The 25,925-nt window shown below is 54.2% G+C and carries 24 protein-coding genes; 22 read left to right on the forward strand and 2 right to left on the reverse strand.

Translation table 11 applies throughout. The features are described 5' to 3' along the window. Window positions 1–13 precede the first annotated feature (13 nt). The 7 genes from ACFPQ4_RS21720 to ACFPQ4_RS21750 are packed head-to-tail and all read left to right on the forward strand — an operon-like array spanning window position 14 to window position 9,786. Complete coding sequence (locus tag ACFPQ4_RS21720; protein ID WP_378114016.1) at window positions 14–2,170, forward strand: YIP1 family protein; 2,157 nt, start codon at window positions 14–16, stop codon at window positions 2,168–2,170. Further along, on the forward strand, window positions 2,167–4,443 hold the full coding sequence (locus ACFPQ4_RS21725; protein WP_378114018.1) for a DUF5696 domain-containing protein: 2,277 nt from the start codon (window positions 2,167–2,169) through the stop codon (window positions 4,441–4,443). Before ACFPQ4_RS21720 ends, ACFPQ4_RS21725 begins: the two co-directional genes overlap by 4 nt. Next, window positions 4,440–5,321, forward strand: coding sequence for a carbohydrate ABC transporter permease (locus tag ACFPQ4_RS21730; RefSeq protein WP_378114019.1), 882 nt, complete (start codon window positions 4,440–4,442; stop codon window positions 5,319–5,321). Before ACFPQ4_RS21725 ends, ACFPQ4_RS21730 begins: the two co-directional genes overlap by 4 nt. Before the next feature lie 31 nt (window positions 5,322–5,352). Further along, complete coding sequence (locus ACFPQ4_RS21735) at window positions 5,353–6,351, forward strand: carbohydrate ABC transporter permease (protein WP_378114020.1); 999 nt, start codon at window positions 5,353–5,355, stop codon at window positions 6,349–6,351. Between the two features lie 35 nt (window positions 6,352–6,386). After that, window positions 6,387–7,079: a response regulator transcription factor gene (locus ACFPQ4_RS21740; RefSeq protein WP_378114021.1), complete on the forward strand. Its 693-nt coding sequence runs from the start codon at window positions 6,387–6,389 to the stop codon at window positions 7,077–7,079. 6 nt (window positions 7,080–7,085) lie between these two features. Continuing rightward, complete coding sequence (locus ACFPQ4_RS21745) at window positions 7,086–8,447, forward strand: sensor histidine kinase (RefSeq protein WP_378114022.1); 1,362 nt, start codon at window positions 7,086–7,088, stop codon at window positions 8,445–8,447. A 19-nt stretch (window positions 8,448–8,466) separates the two neighbouring features. Then, complete coding sequence (locus ACFPQ4_RS21750; RefSeq protein WP_378114023.1) at window positions 8,467–9,786, forward strand: SGNH/GDSL hydrolase family protein; 1,320 nt, start codon at window positions 8,467–8,469, stop codon at window positions 9,784–9,786. A 167-nt stretch (window positions 9,787–9,953) separates the two neighbouring features. On the opposite strand, the gene sigK is transcribed toward ACFPQ4_RS21750, so the two are convergent. Then, entirely contained in the window at window positions 9,954–10,655 is a 702-nt protein-coding gene (sigK, locus tag ACFPQ4_RS21755) for an RNA polymerase sporulation sigma factor SigK (RefSeq protein WP_378114024.1), read from the reverse strand. Window positions 10,656–10,853: 198 nt separating this feature from the next. Between sigK and spoVAC the strand changes: the two genes are divergently transcribed. From spoVAC to ACFPQ4_RS21830, 15 genes are all read left to right on the forward strand, one after another. Further along, a complete protein-coding gene (gene spoVAC, locus ACFPQ4_RS21760) occupies window positions 10,854–11,366 on the forward strand; it encodes a stage V sporulation protein AC (protein ID WP_378114025.1) in 513 nt (170 codons plus the stop codon). After that, window positions 11,353–12,363 carry a stage V sporulation protein AD gene (gene spoVAD, locus ACFPQ4_RS21765; RefSeq protein ID WP_378114510.1) on the forward strand — a complete coding sequence of 337 codons (1,011 nt, stop codon included), beginning with the start codon at window positions 11,353–11,355 and terminating at the stop codon, window positions 12,361–12,363. Before spoVAC ends, spoVAD begins: the two co-directional genes overlap by 14 nt. 41 nt (window positions 12,364–12,404) lie before the next feature. Continuing rightward, a complete protein-coding gene (gene spoVAE / locus ACFPQ4_RS21770; RefSeq protein ID WP_378114511.1) occupies window positions 12,405–12,755 on the forward strand; it encodes a stage V sporulation protein AE in 351 nt (116 codons plus the stop codon). Between the two features lie 182 nt (window positions 12,756–12,937). Then, window positions 12,938–13,891 carry an AAA family ATPase gene (locus tag ACFPQ4_RS21775; protein WP_378114026.1) on the forward strand — a complete coding sequence of 318 codons (954 nt, stop codon included), beginning with the start codon at window positions 12,938–12,940 and terminating at the stop codon, window positions 13,889–13,891. 2 nt (window positions 13,892–13,893) lie between these two features. Then, window positions 13,894–15,132: a DUF58 domain-containing protein gene (locus ACFPQ4_RS21780; protein ID WP_378114027.1), complete on the forward strand. Its 1,239-nt coding sequence runs from the start codon at window positions 13,894–13,896 to the stop codon at window positions 15,130–15,132. After that, window positions 15,129–17,351 (forward strand): transglutaminaseTgpA domain-containing protein, encoded by a 2,223-nt coding sequence (locus ACFPQ4_RS21785; protein WP_378114028.1) that lies wholly within the window; start codon window positions 15,129–15,131, stop codon window positions 17,349–17,351. The genes ACFPQ4_RS21780 and ACFPQ4_RS21785 overlap by 4 nt, the downstream gene beginning before the upstream one ends. 118 nt (window positions 17,352–17,469) lie before the next feature. Then, a complete protein-coding gene (locus ACFPQ4_RS21790) occupies window positions 17,470–17,997 on the forward strand; it encodes a YqeG family HAD IIIA-type phosphatase (protein ID WP_378114029.1) in 528 nt (175 codons plus the stop codon). Continuing rightward, window positions 17,998–19,134, forward strand: a complete 1,137-nt coding sequence (gene yqeH, locus ACFPQ4_RS21795) for a ribosome biogenesis GTPase YqeH (protein WP_378114030.1) — start codon at window positions 17,998–18,000, stop codon at window positions 19,132–19,134. 47 nt (window positions 19,135–19,181) lie between these two features. After that, window positions 19,182–20,021, forward strand: a complete 840-nt coding sequence (gene aroE / locus ACFPQ4_RS21800) for a shikimate dehydrogenase (protein ID WP_378114031.1) — start codon at window positions 19,182–19,184, stop codon at window positions 20,019–20,021. 26 nt (window positions 20,022–20,047) lie between these two features. Then, window positions 20,048–20,344, forward strand: a complete 297-nt coding sequence (gene yhbY, locus ACFPQ4_RS21805) for a ribosome assembly RNA-binding protein YhbY (protein ID WP_378114032.1) — start codon at window positions 20,048–20,050, stop codon at window positions 20,342–20,344. Between the two features lie 16 nt (window positions 20,345–20,360). Then, entirely contained in the window at window positions 20,361–20,948 is a 588-nt protein-coding gene (locus tag ACFPQ4_RS21810; protein ID WP_378114033.1) for a nicotinate-nucleotide adenylyltransferase, read from the forward strand. Next, window positions 20,938–21,537, forward strand: a complete 600-nt coding sequence (yqeK, locus tag ACFPQ4_RS21815) for a bis(5'-nucleosyl)-tetraphosphatase (symmetrical) YqeK (RefSeq protein WP_378114034.1) — start codon at window positions 20,938–20,940, stop codon at window positions 21,535–21,537. The genes ACFPQ4_RS21810 and yqeK overlap by 11 nt, the downstream gene beginning before the upstream one ends. Window positions 21,538–21,540: 3 nt before the next feature. After that, on the forward strand, window positions 21,541–21,885 hold the full coding sequence (rsfS, locus tag ACFPQ4_RS21820) for a ribosome silencing factor (RefSeq protein WP_378114035.1): 345 nt from the start codon (window positions 21,541–21,543) through the stop codon (window positions 21,883–21,885). Continuing rightward, window positions 21,882–22,802, forward strand: a complete 921-nt coding sequence (locus ACFPQ4_RS21825) for a S1-like domain-containing RNA-binding protein (protein ID WP_378114036.1) — start codon at window positions 21,882–21,884, stop codon at window positions 22,800–22,802. Before rsfS ends, ACFPQ4_RS21825 begins: the two co-directional genes overlap by 4 nt. A 27-nt stretch (window positions 22,803–22,829) precedes the next feature. Beyond that, a complete protein-coding gene (locus ACFPQ4_RS21830) occupies window positions 22,830–23,615 on the forward strand; it encodes a class I SAM-dependent DNA methyltransferase (RefSeq protein WP_378114037.1) in 786 nt (261 codons plus the stop codon). A 55-nt stretch (window positions 23,616–23,670) separates the two neighbouring features. Here ACFPQ4_RS21830 and ACFPQ4_RS21835 read toward each other — a convergent pair whose 3' ends face one another. Then, a complete protein-coding gene (locus tag ACFPQ4_RS21835) occupies window positions 23,671–25,902 on the reverse strand; it encodes an MMPL family transporter (protein WP_378114038.1) in 2,232 nt (743 codons plus the stop codon). Between the last annotated feature and the right edge of the window lie 23 nt (window positions 25,903–25,925).

Consider the following 25,925-nt stretch of genomic DNA (forward strand, 5'->3'; position numbering starts at 1 on the left):
GGGAGTCTTGCACATGATGAAAGCGCGACTGGGCAAATCCCTATTTACGGCCCTCCTAATCATGATTTTCACGCTGTCGGTTAGTTCGTCGGCGTTCGCCGAAGTTCCCTATCGGACCTATGCCAAGGACAGCTACGGCAAAGTCGTGTCGACGCAGCCCGCCTTTTACCCGGCGGGAGTAATCGGGAAATCCATCTATATACCGGATCCTAATAAACCCGGAGCGAAGATGTTCTCTCCGATGCGGGACCCGCAGGATATTTTCATCGACGGCAAGGACGAGATTTATATCGCGGATACGGGCAATAACCGGATCGTGCATTTCGATGCCCAAGGTCAATTGCTCCGCGTAATTACGGTTCAAGAGCATCCGCTTTCCAGTCCGACGGGCGTATTCGTTACGGATGACGGACAAATCTACATCGCGGATAAGGGCAACCACCGGCTCGTTCATCTGGACCCAGAGGGCGGTTGGCTCGGCGAGTTCAAGAAACCGGACTCGAAGTTCGTAGGGAGCATGGAAAGCTTCGATCCGGTCAAAGTAATCGTGGATAAGCAGGGGTTTGTGTACGTTGTCGTACTAGGCGATTACAGAGGACTCATGAAGCTGAATGCCCAAGGCGGATTCGAAAGTTTCTTCGGGGCTAACCAAACCCAATTGTCCTTCTCCGACGCTCTGAAAAAGAAGTTCTATACGCGCAAAATGTACGCCCGCGAATTGAGCAAGCACCCGAGCGCCATCGTCAACGCGACGGCCGATACCAACGGGTTTTTGTATACCGTCAGCGGAGGGAGCATCAGCTCGAACCAAGTCAAGAAATTCAACGTGCGCGGCAAAAACATGCTCGCGAACAAAGATACTTACGCTTTGAACTATTCGAGCTCTTACGGCGAGTCGCTCGGCAAATCGGATAACCCCCAGCTTACGGACATCGCCGTCGATCGGCTCGGCAATATGATCGTTGCCGATTCGGTATCCAAATTCGTGAGCGAGTACGACCAGAACGGCAATCTGATGTTTTTCTGGGCCGGCAATCCGAGCGACGAGTCGACGCAGCTCGGTCTGATCAAAAATCCGGTTTCCGTGGCCGTGAATTCAAGCGGCGAGTTGTTTATTTTGGATAACCAGGAAGGAATCGCGCAGAAGTTCCGCTCGACGGAATTCGGATCGCTGATCAACCAGGCGAACCTATTAACGAACGACGGCAAATACGCCGAAGCCGAATCGTTGTGGAAGGAAGTTCTCCGGCTGAACTCCAAGTACGATATCGCCTTGCTGGGACTGGCGAAAGCCGCTTACCAGAAGGAAGATTACCGGGAAGCGATGAGGTTGTTCAAGGAAGCCGGCAATCAGCAAGGCTATTCCGATTCCTATTGGCAAATCCGGCTTCAGTGGTTCCAGAACCATTTTGCGACCGCGATTAACGTTATCGTCGGACTGTTCGTTCTATGGGCCGTACTCGGCAGATGGGCACGCAAAATCCCTTGGATTCGTCAGCGGATCAAGAAGGGCAGCAGACAGCAAAGCTTGGAAATCTCAAGATCGTCGCGTCCGCTTTGGCAGCAGCTTAAACATGTGTTCTATATGGTCCGGCATCCGATCGAAGGATTCACGGGCATTAAGTTCGAAGGTAAAGGTGGCTATAGAAGCGCGGCGATTATTTTGATGCTAGTCTACGCATCGCTCTGTCTGTCGCAATTTTATACGAGCTTCGTATTTAACCGCACGCTTAAGATGGATATTAGCCTAGCTAACGTGTTCGTTAAGTTTTTCGCCGTATGGATCCTATGGGTCGTCGCGAACTACTTGACCAGCTCCATCTCGAAAGGCGAGGGAACGTTCAAAAACATTTTCGTCAGCAGCGCCTACTGTTTGATTCCTTATTTGTTCATCAATGTCCCGCTGACATTCATGTCCAATGGAATGACGTTTACCGAAAGCTCGATTTATGGGTTCCTGCAGCAGGCGATCGTCGTATGGACTGCACTGCTGTTCTTCTGGCAAGTGCAGACGATACACAACTACACCGTGTACGAGGCAATCGTCAATATCGTATGGACGGTATTCGCCATGATCGTCTTCGGCGTCTTGCTGTTCATCACGTACGGCTTGACCGGCGATCTTAAGGACTTCATTATTTCGATTTACAAGGAGGCGGCTATCCGATGAACAAGCGAATCGTCAAACCGGCGGCTCTTCTCTTGCTAATTGTTTTGATCGGCGGATATGCCTATTTCACCTACAAGCACCAGAAGGGGAGCGATCCGGATTCGACGCCGGCGGTAGTAGCGGAAGCTAACGGCAAGACCGGCGGGGAGGCGGCTAACGTTGCTTTCGATAGCGCAGCTTGGGAACAAAATTTCCCGTCGGATGCCGACTTTCAAGAAGTGGCGCGCACGGACGCGTTAACGCTTAAGGCTGATCCGAAGACAGGTCATTTTATAGTCGCGGATAACCGGAACGGCATCGTATGGCGCTCGTATCCGGATCCGAAGGATTGGGACAAGGAGACGATTCAGGGCGTATGGAGAAATCATCTCCGCTCCCCCCTCATGTATGAGACCGTCGATCTGAACAAGAAAAACTTGCCTCCGACGGAGTTATCGAACTTGATTCAAGATAAGGGCGCGATTACCGGCTGGCAAAAGATCGAAGCCGGTTTTCGTTTGACTTTCGTTGTTCCGTCCAAAGGTCTCTCGATTCCGGTAGAAGTGCGTATCCGGAACGATTACGTGGAAACGAAAATCGTCGATTCGGCGCTGAAGGAAAGCAAAGTCAGTCTCGTTAACCTGCGTATTTATCCGTTTTTCGGCGCCGAGCAATCTACGGGTCAGGACGGTTACCTGTTCGTTCCGGATGGCTCGGGCGCTCTGATCCGTTTTAATCCCGATCGGATCAAGGACAACAGCGTTTATTACAGCAGAGTGTACGGAACGGACTACACATTCTCCCACAATAATAAGGCGACGTTTCATCAGCAAGTTACGCTTCCTGTGTTCGGTTTGAAGTCGGCGGATTCGGGGTTTGTGGCAGTCGTCCAGGAGGGCGCGGAATACGCGAGCCTTTTCGCCTCCCCGTCGGGCAGTTATAGCCAATACAATTGGATTACCGCAGAAATGAACTACCGGTTGAAGTACAGGCAAATCACGTTAAAGGGACAAACGCCGGAAGAAGATAAAGGCTTCGATACGTATAACGCCGATCGATTCGGCTCGGACCGGACTGTCCGCTATTACTTGCTCGACAAAGGGAAGTCGGATTACTCCGGCATGGCCGAACGCTTCCGCCGATATTTAATGGAGGATCAAGGTCTCGTACCGCTCAAGAAGAAGAGCGATAGCGTGCCGATGTATATCGGCATTATGGGCGGAGATACCGAACATGGATTTTTGGGCGACCGGTACGTTCCCGGCACGAAAGTGTCCGATGCTATGCAAATGGTGCAGAAGCTGTACGGTCTAGGCATCGATAACATGTCCGTCACTTATCTCGGTTGGAAACAAGGGGGAATCAGCTCGCTGGGCGGGCAATTCCCCGTAGACGATAGATTGGGCGGCAACAAAGCGATGCGCCAATTCATCCAATACGCCGGAACGCTCGGCGTGCCCGTATATCTCGAAGGTCAATATTTATATAACAATTCCGGCGACGACGGCTTCAAGTCGAGTAAGGACGGTCTTAGGGATCTCGGCCAATCGGTCGTGGACGACTTGGTCAGTCCGTTGTTCATGAAGTCGACGATTAACGACGATCTTCCGTTGTACAAGGAATTAGGCGCTGCCGGAGTCTACTATTCCGATGGAATGGGCTACTTCTTGAACAGCGATTACAACGTCAACCATCCCGTGAGCCGTATGGAGTCCCGCCAGATCCAAGAAGAGCTGCTGAAGCAGACGAAATCGACCGTCGGAGGCGTGCAATTGTACGGCGCGAGCTTGTACGCGCTAGGTTCGGTCGACCATATCATGGGCTTGGCCGACGACTACTCCTACGATTTGTTCGTAGACGAGCAGGTTCCCTTCGCCGAAATGTCCCTGCACGGCCTAGTAACGTATAGCTTCGGCTTCTCGAATCAGTGGGAGCAATTCAAGCAATCGTTCTTGCGCAGCATCGAATACGGAGCCGTTCCTAGTTATTTGTTCTCCGCGGCTTCCGGCGAGGAGCTGAAGTACACCAAAACGTTATCCGACTATTACAGTCCGTCCGTCTCCGACTGGGAACAATCGGCCGTCGCCGATTATCAGCGGTACAACGACGCGCTAGGCGACGTGCAGGACCAATTCATCTCCAGCCACCGGAAGCTTAGCGAGAACGTCTACGAGACGACGTTCGCGGGCGGCAAGAAAGTAATCGTTAACTACAACGCGGAACCTTACTCCGACGGCGCAGTGCAAGTTGCCGGCGAGGACTTCGTCGTCATTAACGGAGGTGCCCGGCCATGAAATTCATACGCAAACGCAGACTTAAAGCCGAGACGATCCGCAATATCGAAGGCTCGTTCTTCATCGCCCCTTGGGTGACCGGATTCCTACTATTCGCGGCTTATCCGCTTATTTACACGCTCTATATGAGTTTTCACAAAGTAAACATGTACGTGACGGGGATCGAAACCCGCTACGTCGGAATGTATTACTACAAGCAAATTTTGTTCGAGAACGGATCGGAGCTGTACGAGGACCTCTTCCCGTTTTTGCGTCAAGTGCTTATTATGTTGCCGATCATCATCGTCTTTTCGTTGCTGGTAGCGATGCTGCTTAATCAGAAATTTTACGGCCGCATGATTTTCCGTTCCGTGTTTTTCCTGCCCGTCATCTTCTCGGCCGGGCCGATCGTATTCGAATTGATCACGCAAGGCCAAGGGACTTTGGGATTTTTGGAAAAATACGACGTATCGGCGCTGATCGACGGCAATTTGTCCGGCGGATGGGCCGGGCCGATCAAGACAGTGTTGGAATCGTTCGTTCTCATTTTGTGGTATTCCGGGGTCGAAATTTTGATTTTCCTCGCCGGTCGTCAGACGTTGCCGCAATCGGCTTACGAAGCGGCGCGTATCGACGGGGCAAGCCCTTGGGAATGTTTTTGGAAAATCACGCTGCCTGCGATGGTCCCGTTTATTTTCTTGAACGTCATCTTCTGCGTCGTCGACCTGTTCACGTTCCCGCAAAATCCGATTTTGCAAAAAATCGAAACGGGCGTTTACGATTCATACGGCTATTCCAGCGCGTTTTCCTGGATTTATTTCATCATCATTCTTTTCTTCCTCGGACTAGCGTCCTTGGTGTTCTACAGAATCAACAAGAGCTACGCGTCAAGCCGTTAAACCCGCATTTTTCGAAGAAGGGAGATCGACTATGAAATTCAACTTGGAGAACATCCGCCATACCGCCGCCCGTTCGAACAATAAATTCGCATTCAAGGGCCTATTACGCAAATTGAAGTACGCGATTATCGGCAAAGAAACGGACAAAGGCCTTATCTTTAAGTTGTTCATCTATCTGGTATTGATAGATGCGGCTTATATTTACTTAAAGCCGGTCTTCTACATGCTCACTACGATGGTTAAGGATTTGCCCGATTTGATGGATCCGTCCGTCACTTGGGTGCCCAAGAGAATTTTCATGGAAAATTTGGGGAACGCGTGGGAAGGGCTGCATTATATGAAATCGTTCGCCGTCAGCCTCGGTATCTCGACGACGGCATCGGTATGCCAGGTCGTAAGCTGCGCGATCGCAGGATATGCATTCGCCCGGCTCAGCTTCCCGTTCAAAAAGTTTTGGTTCCTATGCTTGATTTTCATATTCATTATGCCGCCACAAATCACGATTTTGCCGACTTACCTCGTATTCCTCAAGAGCGGCATCCTGAACACGGCTTGGACTGTTCTTCTGCCTACGTTTTTCGGGCATGGGCTCAAGGGAGCTTTGTTCGTTATCATCTTCCGGCAGTTTTTCTCCACCCAGCCGAAGGAGCTCGAAGAAGCCGCGAAGATCGACGGGGCATCCGTATACCGGGTCTTTTTCCGGGTTATGCTGCCTCTTTCTAAACCGGCCATACTGGTCGTGTTCCTGTTTTCCTTTGTCTGGCACTGGAACGACTCGTTCTTACAAGGTATATTCATGAGTAGGGCGCATGTAGTTCCCCTATCGCTAGGTTTGACGGAGCTTAAAGACTATTTGAATGCTCTGGCAAGCAGCGGGAGCGGCGGAGTAATGGGACAGATCAATTTGCTGAAGGACGAGCCTATCAAAATGGCCGCGGCTTTCCTCATGATCATGCCGTTGCTCGTGTTGTACGCATTCGCGCAGCGATGGTTCATCGAGAGCGTGGAACGGGCGGGGTTGGTCGAATGATGCCCTATTCATGGACAACCAGAGGAGAAGCTTAGATGCACATATTAATCGTTGAAGACGAAGTCAAAATCCGGGAAGTTCTAGTCGCTTATTTCGAAAACGAAGGCTGGAAAGTGGATTTTACCGAGGACGGACACGAGGCGGTACGAAAGTTCGATTACGAACAGCACGATCTCGTGATCTTAGATCTGATGATCAACGGGTTGCCGGGCGAAGAAGTATGCCGCAAAGTGAGAGAAAAATCGAAAGTTCCGATCATTATGCTGACGTCCAAATCAAAGGAAAACGACGTAATGACGGGCTTTCACCTGGGCGCCGACGACTATGTCGTCAAGCCGTTTCGCGTGAAGGAGCTGGTCGCCCGCATCCACGCCTTGTTCCGTAGGGTGCATACGGAGCCGGAGCAAGCGACGCTCGTATCTTACGATAAAGGCAAGCTGGTCGTGAATTTCGATACGAAGGAAGCGTATTTGAACAGCGCTCCCGTAAATTTGACGAGCACGGAATTTAAATTGCTGTCCGTGCTGTGCAGCAAACCGGGTAAAGTCCATCACCGTAACGAGCTGTATTATCACGTGCAGGGATACCGTTATAAGACCGATGGGAGAACCATCGATACCCATATTAAAAATTTGCGCAGAAAAATCGAAGAAGACAGCAAAGAGCCCAAATACATTTTGACGATGGTCGGATCCGGCTACAAATTCGCGTTTCGGCCGGACGCGTGATCGGCCATGACATTCTTTCGTCAATTACGCAAGACGAGTTCCATTCTGTTTCTATCGTTTGTTTGTTTTTCGATGCTCTTCATCACGATCGTGTCCGTCTTCCTTAACGTGAATTGGCAAAGGCTGTTCCAGGACTACTTGGACGAGCAATTGCAGACGAGCGCCTATCAGATCATGGACGACTTGCGCAACGAACGGATGACCGAAGGGCCGTACACGGACGAACAAGCCGAATGGCTGCGCCGTAGAGCCGCGTTGCATCGTATTCTATTGAAATACGAACCGGTTCAAGGCAACGAGCCGTGGTTCGATTCGATAGAAGGCATCGCGGGACGAGATGCGTCGGAATTAAAATTCGTCACGGTTCCTTTCGTCGCCGAGGGCGTTACGAAGGGATTCGTGACGGTCGCGCAATTCAAGTCCGATCAATTGAATTCTATCAATATCAAATACGGGGAGATGCTCCAAAGCCGGTCGATTCAGCTGTACGCGGCCATGTTCGCGTTGTCGGCCGTCATGAGCTGGTTTGCCGCGCGCTTCTTATCCCGCCACTTGAAGAAGCTAGCCGAATCCGCGAACCTGATTAGCCAGAGTGGCGGGGAGTCCGAGATCGCGGTTACAGGACCGGAGGAAGTCCGCCAGCTTGCCGCAACGTTAAACGGGTTGTCCAAGGAGCTGAAGAAGCAGGAGGATTGGCGGCATCATCTGTTGGAAGATTTGATGCACGAGCTCCGTACGCCGCTGACTTCGATGTCCTCCAACGTGGAAGCGATGATCGACGGCATTTACGAAGCGAACGAAGAGCGTTTGACGATCGTCTACGAAGAATTGATTCGTCTTTCCCAGCTGGTCAACGATTTGGAAAGCTTGTCGGAATCGGAAGCGGCCACATTCACGATGAATAAGAAACGAACGGATCTCGTGCAGCTAGCGCGTAAAGTACATGACAGCTTCCTGCCTATGGCTAAGGACAAAGGGGTTAAATTTCTATTCGAGTCCACGAACGTGCCTTGTTATGGCGAAGTGGACCGCGACAAAATGGTTCAGGTGCTGGCGAATATCGTATCGAACGCGATAAAGTATACGTCAGACAAAGGCAGCGTGACGCTCGGCGTTTATTGGAATTCCGACTTTACCTTCCTCTATTGTTCGGATACCGGAATCGGCATCGCCGAGGCCGATTTGCCTTATATTTTCAATCGGTTGTTCAGAGCCGATAAGTCCAGGTCTCGATTCAGCGGGGGCGTGGGGCTGGGGCTTGCGATTGCCAAGGCGCTAGTAGAAGCCCACGGCGGTACGATCGAGGTGGAAAGCCGAGTGGGGCAAGGATCTTCGTTCGTGGTGAAAATCGCCAATTCCATACAGTAACGGATAAGGAGAGACGAGGATGAACATAACCGAACGATACGTACAAAGGTTTTTGCTTGAAGGCAACGAATTGATTCAATTCGAAGCGTTCGTCCATTCCTCGACAAACGCGCCGGTTACGGTGACGATCGCTTTTTACGATGCTATCGGCGGAGCTATTAAAACGGTTACTGGTTCGACGAATTCGGAGGACTACGGCAAGGCCGAAATTTATGTTCAATCTCCGGCGTTGACCCGTTATGCCGAAGCTCGTATCGAAGCACCCGGCGATGCGTATGCCGATATTTCGATAGACAAAGTCGTGTTAACGAAAGTGAATTCGTCCGCTTATGTGGCACCGGAAATCGACTTGGACGCTTACGGGCTGCCTTTATGGGAAGGGAATACGGTGCATGACGAACCGGTAATGTTCTTTGCGGAAGCCGGCGAAGCGCCGACCGGCAAGCTCCTTCATGCGCCCAACCGAATCCTGTCCGTTAAGAGCCGTGATCTAAGAACGTTGTTTGCGGAGGGGGCAGATTATATAATCGACGGGAACAAGCTCACGTTGACGCCTAATTCCGCGATCGCTTATACGAAGGATGCCGATCTGCCTGACGATTTGTTCCACTATTACGATTTGACGGATATACGGGTTGCCGTAACTTATACCCATGACGGCTTGTGGGAGGGACCCGAGGTTGCATCCAAGGGAGACCGCTTGTCCCGTACGCTCGCGAAACTCCGCACAAAGCAACAGGTTCGGATCGTCGCTTACGGCGACAGCATAACGAGAGGGCTTAACGTCTCTTCGTACGACCGCGTACCCCCATACATGCCGACTTGGGTTGAACTCTTCGCGGATCAGCTGAGTAAAAAACATGGCTACGACAACATTGCTATATATAATGCCGGACTTCCCGGAGCGACCTCGGAATGGGGGGCTGACGAAGCGGATTTATACGTGACTCCGTTACATCCCGATCTTGTCGTCATCGCCTTCGGTATGAACGATTTTTGGGGCGTCGACGGCGTCCGGTTTAAAGACAACATACGGAAGATCATAGACAAAGCGAAGGCTGCGCACGACGACACGGAATTCGTGTTGATCAGTTCGATGCTATTCGATCCTGCCTATCCGAACGACGGAAAGCTCGACGATTATTCCCGCAATATGCAGGATTATCGGTCGGCGCTTCTTTCGCTAGAGGGTCAAGGAATCGCCGTTCACGATATGACGGCGATCAGCGAATATTTATACAGCCGCAAAAAACCGAAAGACATGCTTCCGAATCCGCTGCACCCGGGAGATTACCTCGCCCGGTGGTATGCCCAGGGACTGGTTCGAGCGTTGGAATAGAAAGGTGGGAAATCTTCTAACAACAAATCGATCAAGACTGAGGCCGCAGCTATGCGGTCTTTTTTTGGTGGATTTCATAGAGTAAAAATCAAATAGAAACCGTGAATGGTCAGTTAGACTATTCATCGGTTTCTCGATTTAAATGCAACCAGCGGCAAGAGTTCCCCTCACCGCTTAGCCTTATAAAACTCATGATAAAGCTTCATCAGCGCTCTCTTCTCGATCCGCGACACGTAGCTCCGGCTAATGCCGAGCTCGCGCGCGATTTCGCGCTGCGTCCGTTCGTCACCGCCTCCGTCCAAACCGAACCTCCCCCGGATAACCTCCTGCTCCCGTTCGTCCAAAATATCGAGATTGCGGTAAATTTTGCTTTTCTCAATCTTCAACTGCACCTTCTCCACGACCTCGTCCGGCTCCGTTCCGAGTATATCCTGCAACGTAATTTCGTTGCCTTCCTTATCCGTTCCGATCGGATCGTGCAGCGACACGTCCTTTTTCGTCTTTTTCAAGGATCGTAAGTGCATGAGAATCTCGTTCTCGATACATCGCGCGGCGAACGTGGCCAACTTAGTTCCCTTGCCCATCTGGAAGCTCTCGATCGCTTTGATGAGTCCGATCGTGCCGATCGAAATCAAATCCTCGAGGTCTTCGCCGGTATTATCGAATTTCTTGACGATGTGGGCGACCAATCGCAAGTTATGCTCGATGAGCAAATTGCGGGACACCGGATTTCCTTCGGCTAACCGCGTTAAATGCAGCGCTTCTTCGTCGTCGGTGAGGGGCTGCGGGAACGCGTTGTTTTTGACGTAAGAGACAAGTAATGACAGCTGCTTCAGGAACAAGGCAATCGATGTAATAAAACCAGGCACGATGAAGCCACCTCCGTCTGTAAAGTCGACGTGCGGGAAATAAGCATTACCATTGTATGTAGGTAACTGCCCATCCGTGCCTGTACCGCGCGAACTAGATCGCGAAACCTCCCGAACGCCATTCCGAATGACCATCCACCCCTTTGGGAAATAATGAACGCGACAACCGGAAGCAAGAAAGCAGGGGAGGTACCCATTATGGCAGTGAAAAGCGCGGGCAGAAGCGCTAAAGGTTATAAGCCCGTATCGATGTCCGCCAAGGAATACAAGGCGTTCGCTCAAATTCGCGAGCCTTCCCGATCGGTCTGGACGAACTGTTTAAAAGCGTTCTTGGTCGGAGGACTTATATGCGCGATCGGCCAAGGCGTGCAACAATTTTTCATGGCGGCGTTCAATATGACGTCCAAACAAGCGGGCAATCCGACGGTCGCCGTACTGATTTTGCTGTCAGTCATTCTAACGAGCATGGGAGTCTACGACAAAATCGCCCAATGGGCAGGCGCGGGTTCCGCCGTTCCCGTTACGGGCTTCGCGAACTCGATGAGCTCGGCGGCCATAGAACATCGCAGCGAAGGGCTCGTGCTCGGCGTAGGGGCGAATATGTTCAAGCTGGCGGGTTCCGTCATCGTCTTCGGCGTCGTGGCTGCTTTCGTCGTAGGCATCGTCTACTGGGTGTTCGGGATCGGAGCGTGGCATGATACTACAGGGTGATCGGACATGGGTATTTCAGGAGCCCCCCGTCATACTGGCGACCGGTACGGTCGTCGGTCCGGACGAGGGACAAGGGCCGCTAGCGGCGGAATTCGATCTCGTGCATCCTGATTGGGAGGTCGGACAGCCAAGCTGGGAAAAGGCCGAGCGGGCATTGCTAGAGCAGGCTACCGATATCGCGCTCCAGCATGCGAAGCTTAAATCGGACGATCTAAGCTTCTTCGTCGGCGGCGATCTCATGAATCAGATTATTAGCAACACGTTCGCCGCCCGAACGCTCGGGGCGCCGTATCTCGGCGTCTTCGGCGCCTGCTCGACGTCGATGGAATCGCTGGCGCTCGCGTCGCTCATCGTGGCGTCCGGCGCGGGCAAATACGTCATGGCGGGAACGTGCAGCCATAACTGCACGGCGGAGAAGCAATTCCGCTATCCGACGGAATACGGCTCGCAGAAGCCTCCGACCGCTCAATATACGGTTACCGGAGCAGGTGCTTCTATAGTCGGCAAGCAGGGCGAAGGGCCGATCATTACGGCTGCGACGATCGGTAAAATTATGGATCTCGGCATAACCGATCCCTTCAACATGGGAGCGGCGATGGCTCCGGCCGCCGTGGATACGATCCAAGGCCACCTAGAAGATACGGGAAGATCGCCGGGTTATTACGACGCGATAATAACCGGCGACTTAGCCGGAGTAGGCCATCCGATCGCTACCGACCTGCTTAAGCGCAACGGGGTACCGATGCAGCAGACGCAGTTTCTCGATTGCGGGCTCATGATCTTCGACGTGCAAAACCAGAAAGTTCAAGCCGGCGGCAGCGGGTGCGCTTGCTCTGCGGTCGTTACGTACGGGCATCTGCTGAAGCGAATCGCGAAGGGCGAGTTCAAACGCATCCTCGTCGTTGCGACCGGCGCGCTGCTCTCGCCGTTATCCTTCCAGCAGGGCGAGACGATTCCGTGCATTGCACACGCGGTGGCTATAGAGGCGCCTAATTAAGCGTATAAGCAAATACCGATAAGGAGGAGGGCTAGCCTATGATGCCCTATGTATGGGCGTTCATCGTCGGCGGCGGCATTTGCGTATTCGGTCAGCTATGCTTCGATGTCGTGAAGCTGACGCCGGCGCATACGATGTCTTTGTTAGTCGTGATGGGAGCGGTACTCGATGCCGTCGGCTGGTACGACCCGTTGGTCGATTTCGCCGGCGCCGGGGCGACTGTTCCGATAACGAGCTTCGGCAACGCTTTGGTGCACGGAGCGTTGACGGAGCTTCAGCAGGACGGTTGGATCGGCGTCATTACCGGCATTTTCTCGATCACGAGCGCGGGCATATCGGCTGCGATCGTCTTCTCGTTCCTCGCCGCGCTCGTCGTTCGTCCTAAGGGATAAACCCATTATTTTCAATAACTATAAGATCGCTTCCTGACAACAGCCTAACCTTATCCAGGTTTGGCTGTTTTTCTATTGTTTTTTGTAAGAATCTAAAATTACAATGGCATCCAAATTTCGGTATAATGGTAAGTACATAAATAATCAACTATCAAAGTAGATTCCATAGGAGGCAAACGGCAATGGATCATCAAGGCGCGATGCAGTTGTTGGATCAAATCAGACGCAATATGGAATCTTGCATTTACGGCAAGAAGGAAGAGATTGCGTGGATGTTGACGGCCTTGCTGGCCGGAGGACACGTACTGATCGAAGACGTGCCGGGCACCGGCAAAACCCAAATGGTCAAAGCCCTCGCCTTATCGGTCGGAGGCGTATTCCACCGAATTCAATGTAATCCGGATTTATTACCTACAGATATTACGGGTGTATCGATCTATCATCCGAAGCAAGAGCAATTCGTCTTCCGTCCGGGTCCTGTCATGGCGAACCTGCTATTAGCCGACGAGATTAACCGCGCGACGACGAAGACGCAATCGGCGCTGCTCGAAGCGATGGAAGAAAGACGCGTGTCCGTTGACGGAGAGACATACGTGCTGCCGCAGCCGTTCATGTTGTTCGCAACGCAAAACCCGATCGACTTTGAAGGAACTTACAGCTTGCCGGAAGCGCAATTGGACCGTTTTTTGATGAAAATAAAGCTTGGCTATCCGGACGAAATTTCCGAGAAACGCCTGGTGCTCGAGCCAAGCGCAAGCCGCGCGGCCGAATCGCTGACCGCGGTCGCGAGCGTCGAGGATATCGCGCACATGCAGAAGCTTGCCGAGAGCATTCATCTAGACAACAGCGTCGCCGATTACTTAATCTCTCTCATCCGCGGAACGCGGAAGCATCCGAGCGTGTTGCTCGGCGCAAGCCCGCGCGCGGCCGTCGCGCTCGCTTCCGCGGCGAAAGCTTACGCATTCCTGCAGCATCGCGCGTTCGTCATTCCCGACGATGTGAAGGCCATGACCCATTTGGTGCTAAACCACCGGCTTCACCTCCGCTCCGAAGCGAGAATGCAAGGCATCACGACAGTGAACATCCTGCAAGACGTGCTTAGAAACTTGCCGGTTCCCGTCGGAATGGAGCGTTAATCATGATTCGTATTTTGTCGCGGACATGGCTGTTGGGTACGGTCTTATACATCACGGCTGCTTGCTATGTCCTCTTCCAAGGCGGCAAAACCTCGCTTATGCTGTTCGCGATTCTGAACGTGCTGGGCATCTATTTGATGCTTGGGCGTTGGAGCGGAATCGGCGGCGTGAACGGCGCAAGAACGATCGATACGTATGGAGGCAATACGGCCTTACTGATGGCGGGCATGCGAATCGGCGTAAGGCTGAGAATGCAAATCCCCGGATTTTGGCCGCTCCCATACGTGATCGTGCGTGAGAAGCTCGTGCGTAGATCCGGCGGCGAGAGCCAGCTCTACGAGATGAGCTTCGTGCCCGACTACCGCAGACGCGGCGAGGTGCGTTTCGAGACCGCGCCGCTACGCAGAGGACAATACGAATTTCAACCGACCGACTGCTCGACCCGCGATATATTCGGCTTGTTCGAGCATCGGGGATCGTTCTCTCAGCCTCAATATTTGCAGGTTTTGCCGCGAACGGTAGAGCTACGGGATTGGAAGCTTTTCCGCCGCGCGCAGAGAGGCGTGTTCCATCATACGTTCTCGTCGCATTGGGCGCGCGAGACGACTCAGATCGATGGCGTCCGCGATTATATTCACGGAGACCGGTTATCCCGGATTCACTGGAACGCTACGGCTAAGACGGGCCAATGGAAGTCGAAGGAGTTCGAGCGCGAAGCGCTCCCTCGTATTGTCTTTTTGCTGGATCGCAATCGAGCTAACTATAAGACCGCCGAGCAATTCGAGCTTGCGGTATCGGTCGCGGCTTCGCTCGTCGAGCTTACGGCGCGCAAGAGGATGCCGCTCGGCTTCGCTTCGGCGGGTCAATTCCCCTATTGGTACGGCGAAGGAAAGACGACCGTATCCCGGGACGAAGTGTTCCATCATTTGATCGACGTGGAAGCGGACGGCTCGCTCGCGCTCAGTGACGTTCTAGCCCAAGTGGCGGAGCGTTACGAACCGGGCGTACATATCGTCATGGTGACCGCTTCCGTGCAAGAAGACACGGCTGCGGCGATCTCCGCGCTAGAGAGTCGGCGTATGCTGCCGAGCGTCATCCATATCGCCGATAAGCATCCGCTTCCGGAAGAGACGGCCAAGCTTCGCCATTGGCAATGGATGTGCCAATCGAAGCAGTGGGAATTTTGTTCCGTTGCCCAACTGGAGCAGCTTCCCGTCGCATTGGGGGTGGGCAGCGCATGAGAATTAACCGGACTTCGCTCTTTTTGCAAAGGCTCGTCCTTGAAAGACTTCATCGGGTACTCGCGATCATTATCGTTCTTCAGCTTATTCAGTGCTTCACGGATCTATGGTGGGAAGAGACCTTTTCGATCATTTATGGCACGCTAGCCGTAACGGCCGTAACGGAACTATTGTTCACGCGCGGTTTTCTGTGGCGGTTCATCGTGCAATTGGTCGCCGCGCTCGTATTCATCTCCTACAAAGCTCCCGTCGAATGGGGAGGCTGGCCTTACAGCTGGCGCGATGGAGGAGCCATCAAAGATTTCATAACCTATCACGCGGACCAGCTTCATCCTTTTTACGAGATTACGTTAGGTACGCTATTGGTCGTCCATCTTATGGCTTGGATCGGCAGAAACCGGGCGGGTACTATTTCCATTCTGATGGCTTCGATTATTACGATGGCCGCGGTGGATTCCTACTATTGGTTGCAATTATGGCACAATATCGCATGGATCATTGCAGCCGGACTAGTGTGGCTTGTCGTCGTTCATCTCAGGCAGCTTCAAGCGAGGCATCCGGATAGCTGGGAAAATTTAGCGGAGAGGCCTTTCGATCTGATCGTGCCCGCCGTGCTCATTATCGGCGTCGTGCTGGTCATGGGGATCATCATGCCTCGCGTACCGGTGTTGCTGGAGGATCCGTATACGATCTTCATGGAAGCTAACGGTCACAAGGTGGCGAACGCGGGCGGCGAAGGCGGAGTATTGATCACTTCCCCGAGCGTCAGCTCGTCCAAAGGCTCGTCTTTATCCGGTTACAGTCGCGACGACAAAGAGATAGGCGGAGGGTTCCAGTTCGATTATTCTCCGATCATGACGGTAACGACTTCGCAGCGCAGCTACTGGCGCGGCGAGACGAAAGCGGTCTACACCGGCAAAGGGTGGGGAGATCGCAAAAACCCGACTTTGCTGCCTTACGATTACGGCAAAGATACCGCGTTGACGCTGTCGCCCGAGCTTCCTAAGAACGTGGCGACCAAAGAAGTCGTGCAGACGGTCAACGTGCTGCGGAAGGACAAAATTCCCGTCCTGTTCGCTGCCGGTCCGGCGTTCAAAGTATCCGAGCTGACTAGCGGCGGCAAGACGGATTTGCTGTGGAATCCCGAGGAATGGGAGCTTAAGCTGAGCAAACCGACTCGGATCGAGAGCTACACCGTCGTCTCGGAAGTTCCCGTACTCGATGAAGACGCGCTGCGTCAATTGCCGCCGGCACAAGACAGCTTACAAGATCTCGCGCCGTATTTGCAGCTTCCGGTCAGCTTGCCGGAGCGGGTGCGCGACTTGGCGAAAGCGCAAACCGCGGGTCTCACGAACGACTACGACCGCGCGAAACAATTGGAAACGTATTTGAGGGCAACGTATCCGTATACGAATACGCCTGACGTCAGCAAGCAGACGAGCAAGGACGTCGTCGATGCGTTCCTATTCGAAATTCAAGAAGGTTATTGCGATTACTTCTCTACCTCGTTCGTCGTAATGGCGCGATCGATCGGATTACCGGCGCGATGGGTCAAAGGCTATTCGACCGGGTTCGATCCGGCCGAGCTGGAGCGCCAGCGGTTCGGTTTCGACGAATCGCAAGACCCGTCCGGCGCGGGCACTTATACGGTGCGGAACGCGGACGCGCACTCGTGGGCGGAAGTGTATTTCGAAGGTTACGGCTGGATTCCGTTCGAACCGACGTCAGGCTTTAGCTTGCCGCTTCCGCGTCCGGCAGGCGCGGTCGATGATACAGACTTGTCGACTCCGGCGAATGCCGATCCGGTAACGGAGACCAACACGGACAAGGAACAGAATTGGATCGTTCCGGCCGTTGCTTCGACGGGCGGAGCGCTTATCCTCGGCGGATTGCTGTATTTGTTCCTGCGTCGTCGCAATGGAAGCGTTGGCCTCTTGTGGCGCAGGCTCAGGTTCTACGGCTCCACGCCGGACCAACGCGTCGTCAGAGAGATGGAGAAGCTCGTCGTCTTCCTTCATCGTAGAGGTTTGCGTAGAGACGCGCATGAGACGATGCGGGAATCGTTCTTGCGCTGGGGAGGCAAGTTCGGCTCCTTGCGAAACGACTTCGATAGCGCGGTCAATCATTTCGAGCAGGCAAGATACGGTCAAACCCGCGGCAACGAACAGCGGCTCCAAGCGTTCAACGACGCGGCATCCAACATCCGTAAGGCATTATAATCAAGGAAGTCGTGGCTGGCGCTATCCTCGGGGTGGCGTCAGCCGTTTTACTTATAACGATTCGGTGTGGTATATTTTGAGGAAGATTAGCCGTATAGAGACAGGAGTAAATACCTAGATGTTCAAGCGTTTGATTCCCGATCAGATCGTGAATACCGTGTACGATATCGATCTGAAAGCATTAAAAGCCCAAGGCGTGAAGGGCATCATTACCGATTTGGATAATACGCTGGTCAGCGCCAGGACACCGCTCGCGACGCCGAAGCTGGTAACCTGGCTTGATTCGGTTAGAGATATGGGCTTCAAAGTCATCATCTTATCCAACAACAACAGCCGCCGCGTGAAGCGGTTCGCCGAACCATTGCGCATTCCGTATATTCCCGCGGCCCGCAAACCGACGAGCCGAGCTTTCGGCGAAGCGGTCAGACAGCTCGGGCTCAAGCCGGAGCAAGCGGTCGTAGTGGGCGACCAAATGATGACAGACGTGCTCGGCGGTAAGCGGGCGGGTTTGCGGACGATTCTCGTGACGCCGATTGCTAGGAACGAAGAAGGCTGGGGTACGCGGATTAACCGGGTTATCGAGAAGTTCGCGTTGCGCAGCCTGCGCCGTAAAGGCTTATGGCCGTCCGACAAAGGAGGGCGCTAAGTGGAAAACACGAACATAAGACAAACGCCGCACTGCGCCGGTTGCGGTATCGCTTTGCAAAGCGACAACCAACAATCCCCAGGCTATGTTCCGATGGCTTCGATCGATAAGGATGACACGATCTGCCAACGTTGTTTCCGGATTAAGCATTATAATGAAGCTTCGTCGATCACGGTAGATCAGGACGAGTTCCTTAAGCTGCTCGGCAGCATCGCATCGACGGAAAGTCTCGTCGTGCACATCGTCGATCTATTAGACTTCGAGGGCAGCCTTATTTCCGGTTTGCAGCGCTTCGTAGGCAATAACCCGGTATTGCTCGTCGTCAATAAGATCGACTTGCTTCCGCGCGTCACGAACTGGAACCGGATGCGCAACTGGGTGCAAAAGCAAGCTCGCGAGAACGGCCTGAAAGTCGCGGACGTCGTCCTATGCAGCGCAAAGCGCAACATAGGGTTCGATCGGGTAGTCGAAGCGGTAACGACGATGCGCGGCAAACGCGACGTCTACGTCGTAGGCGCGACCAACGTCGGCAAGAGCACGCTCATTAACCGGCTCATATCGGATTACAGCGATCTCAAACGAGAGTTGACCGTCTCCCGTTATCCGGGCACGACGCTCGATGCCGTCCATATTCCGCTGGATGACGGGCACAGCATCATCGATACGCCGGGCATCGTCTATTCATCGCGTCTTACCGAGCTAGTCTCGCGCAAAGATCTCGGGGCGATCATGCCGGATAAGCCGCTCAAGCCGATGACGTATCAATTGAATGCCGCGCAATCGCTGTTCTTCGGCGCGCTCGCCAGATTCGACTTCGTCGAAGGGGATCGCCAATCTTTCACCGCGTTCGTATCTAGCGGACTTACGATCCATCGCACGAAGCTGGAGCGGGCGGACGAGCTATATGCCGAGCACAAAGGGACGTTACTCACTCCGCCGGAAGTTGCGGATTTGGATAAGCTGCCGGCTTGGACAAGACATCGCCTGCGTATTCCATCCGGCAAGTCGCAAGATATTTTTATTTCCGGGCTCGGTTGGATACAAGCGAACGGAACGTCAGGCGCGACGGTCGACGTGCATGCGCCTCGCGGAGTCAAAGTGATGCTGAGGGATTGCATTCTCGGCAGCGGCAATTAAGCACGACATCTTATTCGCTAATCGCTCTGGAGAGGAGCAATCGATAGATGGATAGCTACACCGTACTATACGGCGTCATCGGAGATCCGATCCGACATTCGAAGTCTCCGGTGATGTTGAATCGCGCGTTTCAAGAGAGAGGCATTAACGGCGCTTACGCCGCTTTCCACGTCGTCCCGGATAAGCTGGGCGAGGCGATCGCGGGCGTTAGGGCGCTGGGCTTCCGCGGATTGAACGTAACGATACCGCATAAAATCGAAGTAATGTCCTTTCTAGACGAAATTCACCCCGGAGCCAAAGCCGTGGGCGCGGTCAATACGATCGTGAACGAAGGCGGGCGGCTAGTCGGTTACAATACGGACGGCATCGGTTACGTGCGTTCGCTCAAGGAAGAAGCGGAGCCGAACTTGGCCGGCCGCACGATCGTCGTACTCGGCGCGGGCGGCGCTTCGCGGGGGATTCTATGGGCGCTTGCCCAGGAGAAGCCCGCGAAGCTCATGCTGGCTAACCGCACGGAGGAGAAAGCGAGAGAGTTAGCCGACGCTTTCGCGTCGGAATTCGAAGTCACGCCCGTTGCGTGGGGAGATTTACGGCAAGCCTGCCAAGAAGCGGACGTCGTCATTAACACGACTTCCGTCGGAATGTCGCCGAACGTGGACGCGGTACCGATCGACCCGACTTGGCTTAAGCCCGGGGCAGTGGCGAGCGATCTCATTTATAATCCGCTGAAGACGAAGTTCCTCCAGCAGGCCGAAGCGCACGGTTGCCGCGCGCATGGCGGTCTGGGCATGTTTATTTACCAGGGCGCATATGCCTTCGAATATTGGACCGGGCAACCGGCTCCGGTCGACGTCATGCGGAAAGCCGTCATGGCGTCCTTCACCTAATTGAACTTAAGAAAGCAGGAATCACCATGTTGACAGGCAAGCAAAAACGTCACCTACGTTCGCTCGCGCACCATTTGAAGCCGATTTTCCAAGTCGGCAAAGGCAGCACGAACGACCATCTCATTCGTCACATCGAGGAAGCGCTCGAAGTGCGCGAACTCATTAAAGTATCCGTCTTGAACAACTGTCTCGACGATCCGAAGGACATCGGAGAAGAGCTGGCCGAACGCTCCGGCGCGGAGCTGGCGCAAGTGATCGGCAAAACGATCGTCCTCTACAAGGAATCTCGCGAAAACAAACAAATCGTACTGCCTCGTAAATGACGAAAGGCGGGAATAGATGAGAAAAATCGGCCTGATGGGCGGCACGTTCGACCCGGTTCACATCGGTCACTTGCTCGCCGCGGTATCCGCCAAGGAAGCCGCGAAGCTGGACGAGGTTTGGTTTATTCCGACCTCGATTCCGCCGCATAAGCCTCAGCCGGGCACGGACGCCGTTACCCGCTGCGAGATGCTGAAGGCGGCTCTATCCGGTAATCCGGCGTTCCGTCTCGAGACGATCGAGCTGGAGCGCGAAGGGGCTTCCTATACGATAGACACCGTCATCGCGCTGCAAGCGCGAGAGCCGGATGCGCAGTTTTATTGGATTATCGGCTCCGATATGATCAATAATCTGCCGCATTGGCGCCGTGTCGAAGAACTTGCGGAACGCATTTCCTTCATCGGACTGGAGCGGCCGGATCAACCTAGCAACGACGGCGAATTGCCGCCGCCGCTGCGCAGGCGATTGCTAAGGGCGGCGATGCCTCCGCTTGGCATCTCATCTACGGACATTCGGCATAGGCTCAAGGAAGGCCGATCGATACGCTACCTTGTGCCGGAAGCGGTACATGATTATATCCAAAGGAATGACTTGTATGGATCTTGAGCTGCTCAGGGAAGCTACGCGCAATCAGATGCCGGACAAACGCTGGCAGCATACGCTCGGCGTCGTTCGGACGGCTATCGAGCTTGCGGAGCGATTCGATGGAGACGTTCGTAAGGCAGAGCTTGCGGCCTTGCTCCACGATTATTCGAAGTCGTGGCAGACTAGCCGAATGGAGCAGATCATTCGGGAGCAACGGCTGCCGCAGGAGCTGCTGGATTACGACAAGGAGCTTTGGCACGCGCACGTCGGCGCTTGGGCGGTCCAAACCGAGCATGGCATCGCGGACGAGGAAGTGCTAGACGCGATCCGGTACCATACGTCCGGACGAGAGCAGATGACGCATTTGGACAAAATCGTCTGCTTGGCGGATTACATGGAGCCGGGGCGCGATTTTCCCAGCGTAGATCGAATCCGACAGCTCGCGGAGTCCAGTCTGGAGCAAGCGCTCATTGCCGGCTTCGATTCGACGATCTTGTTATTGCTAGATAGAGGCAGACGTATTTTCCCTCTTACGGTTAGCGCGCGCAACGGTCTCATACAACAACTTGAAGCAATACAACTACAGGAATCAAAGGCTAATGGAGGCTGAGACATGGCAGGAAACTCGGAAAAATTGTTGAAAACGGTCATTGATGGCGCGGAAGACAAAAAGGCGAACGATATCGTCGCCTTGAATTTGCAAGGCATTTCGCTCGTCGCGGATTACTTCGTTATTTGTCACGGTAATTCGGACACGCAAGTCCAGGCAATCGCCACGGAAATGAAAAAACGCGCGGAGATGAGCGGCGCCCGCGTCCGGCTCGAAGGCATGGATACGGCAAGATGGGTGCTCATCGATATGGGTGACGTCGTCGCTCACGTCTTCCATCGCGACGAACGGGAGTATTACCACTTAGAGCGTCTGTGGTCGGATGCGAAGGCAGTTGAGATCGTATGAGTTTGATCGCCGGAACGCTTAGAACGTTGCGGGTTCTCAGGGAAGTGTCTCCGTACGGATGGTTTCTCGGAGAAGATGAGGACGGGGGCGCAGAAGTGCTGCTCCCTTACGGCGAATCCGTCGGCGTGAAGCAGGAAGTCGAGTCGCTCGTCGAAGTGTTCCTCTTCCACGACGACAAGGAACGGATGACCGCGACGTTTCGCAAACCGTATCTTGTCGCAGGGGAGATGGCCCGCGTGGAAGTCGCGGACTTCCATCCTCGCTTCGGCTTTTTCCTCGAGATCGGCATCGGCCGTCAATTGCTGTTGCCGCTGAAGGAGCTTCCGGAAGGCCGTCGGGACGTATGGCCGCAAAAGGGCGACGAAGTACATGTCGTTATGAAGCACGACAAGGAAGGGCGCATGCTCGCACGTCTTGCAAAGCTGGAAGATTTCGAGCCGTACATTTTCCGTGCGCCTTCCACGTGGAACAATGAGTGGCGCGAAGGTTGGGTAACGGACGTATTCAAAGACGGCGTGTTTACGCTCGTTGACGGAGGCGTACTCGGATACGGAGCGCTAGGCTATATTCATAACTCATCGATGATTCACCCGCTGCGCGTCGGCCAGAAGTTCAAAGCGCGCGTCACGCAAGTTCGCGACGACGGCCGAGTAAGCCTCAGCGTTCGTGCGGCGAAGGAATCGGGCAGGGTAGAAGACGCGGACAAGCTGCTTGCGTTCCTGAAAGAGCGTCCGGGAGCCGCGATGCCTTATTCCGACGAGACGAGCGCGGACGATATTCAACGCCGGTTCGGCCTTAGCAAATCCGCGTTCAAGCGGGCGCTCGGCAAGCTCATGAAGGATGGCATCGTTATTCAAAAAGGCAGCTGGACCCACCTTGTTCAGAAGAACGAGGAGTCCGGGACTGACAACGGATAATTATTTTCGAACATTGGAGAGACAGCTATGCGTTCCTATCGGCAGTTCGCGTCCGTTTACGATCGGCTCATGGAAGAGATGCCATACTCGGAATGGATGCTCTTCGCCCGTCAATGCTGGGATAAATACGGCGTACCGAAGACGATCGTCGACCTCGGCTGCGGCACGGGTAACATGGCGATCCCGCTGGCGAAAGCCGGCTTCACCGTATTCGGCATCGATCTATCCGCGGAAATGTTGTCGATCGCGCGCAGCAAGTGGGATGAGCCTCGCAGCCGCGGAGGCCGCGACGAATCGGGCACGATTCGCTGGCTGCAGCAGGATATGCGGGATTGGGAGCTTCCCGAGCCGGTTGACGCGGTCATCAGCTTCTGCGACTGTTTGAACTATTTGACCGAGGCGGACGATGTCGTTGCCGCCTTGCGTCATACGTATGCGGGACTGGCATCGGGCGGGTTGTTCCTGTTCGACGTTCACTCGCCGCTCACGTTCGAGCGTTACGCGGATGAACAGCCGTTCGTCTATGACGAAAAAGACGTCGCGTATTTGTGGACTTGCGATTATGATCCGGAGTCGCGCACGATCGACCACGACTTGACCTTTTTCGTGAGAGACGAAGGCGCCGGCGGAGCCGAAGCGGTCTATCGCCGGTTCGAAGAGTCGCATTCCCAGCGCGCGTACGATCCCGAGTGGATCGCGGAGCAACTGCGGGAGGCGGGCTTCGAATTGCTGCATCGCGCCGCGGACTTTAAGTGGGACGCGCCGAACGCGCAATCGGAGAGACTGTTCTTCGTCGCTCGCAAGCCGAAATAATCCTCAAAACACAAAAACCGTCAAGAACATCGTCCTTGACGGTTTTTTACTATGTTTATAACGACCGCTCGCCTGCGACTTGATCCGCATCTTCTGCTTTGCCCGGCCAGAATGACCATTTGCCTAGCTTCATCGTAATTGCCGGCACGAGAAACGGCCGCACGACGAACGTGTCGAGCAACACGCCGATCGCGGTAATCAGACCGAACTGCACGAGTACTTGAATCGGTAGCGTAGCGAGCACGGCGAACGTTCCCGCGAGGATGAGTCCCGCCGACGTAATGACCGAACCGGTCTCGCCGACCCCTTCGCGGACCGCCTGGTCTAGCGGCATTCGTTTGCGTTTCTGCCAGATGCTTGAGATCATGAAGATGTTATAGTCTTCGCCAAGCGCAACCAAGAACACGAACGAATAGAGCGGAATCGACCCTTGAATCGCGTCTGCGCCGAACCCGTAATGAAGAATGATCCAACCGAGCCCGAGCGCCGAAAAATAGGACAAAATAACGGTCAGCACCAGATAGATAGTCGCAATGACAGAGCGAAGATAGAAGAGCAGCAATAACGTTATAAGACCGATAACGATCGGAAGGATAAGCTTCGTATCCCGGTCGCCGGTGTTTTTCGTATCGTATTGCTCCGCGGTTTGGCCGCCGATCCAAACGCGGTTTTTTGCATCGGACGCGCCAGCTTCGGAGAGAGCCTGCTCGGTAGCTGCGCGTAATTCCGGAATGCGGTTCATCGCCTCCAGCGAGTACGGATTCATGCCGAGCTCTACGTCGTACGCTAGGATGTTCTCGTTCGACTTGCCGACCCGAGGCTCGGAGACGCTGTCAACGTAAGGTAATGCTGACAGATCTTCCGCGAGCGAAATGTCTTTGCCCTGCGTATCGATCATCACTTTGACCGGGGCCAATTCGCCGGGCGAGAATTTATCGCCGATGAGCGCGAAGCCTTCCCGGGAAGCCATATCTTTCGGAAAAGAAGATAGGATGTCGTAGGTGACTTTGATCTGCGTCGTGAAAACCGCGAAGCCGCCGAGGATAACGACGCATAGCGCGATAATCCATCCGGGCTTGCTGACGACGGACCTTCCGGCCCAATTGCGTGGCGCGCGATCGGCAGCGATATCCTTCTTCGGGGGGACCCCCTTGAGAGCGGCTCGTTCGGCGCGCATTTCAGGCGTACGGGGAACGAAAGGGTAGAAAGAGCCGCGTCCGATGATGGCTAGAATCGCGGGAACAAGCGTAAGGCTGGCGATTCCCATGACGAAAATCGCGATGCTGAACGGAGCGGCGAAGCGATGATAAGCGCCGTACTTGGCGACGAGAAGCGCGAGCAGCGACAGCACGACGGTTAAGCCGCTCATGGCGATCGCGCCGGAAGCTCCGGTAATCGCGGATAGCAATGCCTTGCCAGCATGCTCCTCCGTCTTGAGCATTTGACGGAACCGCGAGATTAGAAACAAGCAATAATCCGTTCCCGCGCCGAACAACAGTACGGTCATGATCGATAACGCTTGGGAATCGACGACGATCCAGCCCTCCCGCGCCATCCACCCCAACAGCGGATTGATTACGCCGTAAGCAAAGCCGACTGCGATGAGCGGGATGAAGGCGAGTATCGGTGATCGATAGATGAGGAGCAGCAAGACGAGGACCAGTGCTACGGTACCGAGCATGAGCGACACGTCGGCATTCTTGAACAAGCCTGTCGCGTCGATCTGAATGCCTACGGGACCGGTGACGCGAACGCTTAAGCTCTCGTTGCCGTTTATCGGCTGTGCATAAGGATCATCGCCGAATAGCTTCACGGTCGTCTCTTGAATCCGCTCGATACCTTCCTTCAATTGATCGACATCCGCTTGTTTGTCGAAAAATACCGGCGTTACGAGCGTGCTGCCGTCTTCGGAAAGCTCGGCTTTAAACGCCGGCAAGGGCATCCGATCGAGCGGTGGCGTCTCGGTCTGATACGGCGCGGGCGACGTTGCGAGCTGGGCGGACCATTGTTGAATGCCGATAAGATCGGTATCCGTTAAGCCGCCCTCCCGATGCCAGACGAACAATGCGGGTATGTCCGCGCCGCTCCCGAATTCCCGCTCGGCGATGGTGTCCGCTTGGACGGAAGGCTTACTGGCGCTTAAGTTGGGCGCGTTGTTATTTTCTTGGCTTGATGCGCTCGGTAGAAGGGCGCTGAGCAAACCAGCGGCAACGATCCATGCCAGTAACGTAATCCATTTAGCGCGTTTTCCAGATATCCATTCGGCGAATCTGAACTTTCCCGTCATCTGCTATCGTCCCTTTCATTGCT

The organism is Cohnella yongneupensis (assembly GCF_042655785.1).
GTDB lineage: Bacteria > Bacillota > Bacilli > Paenibacillales > Paenibacillaceae > Cohnella > Cohnella yongneupensis.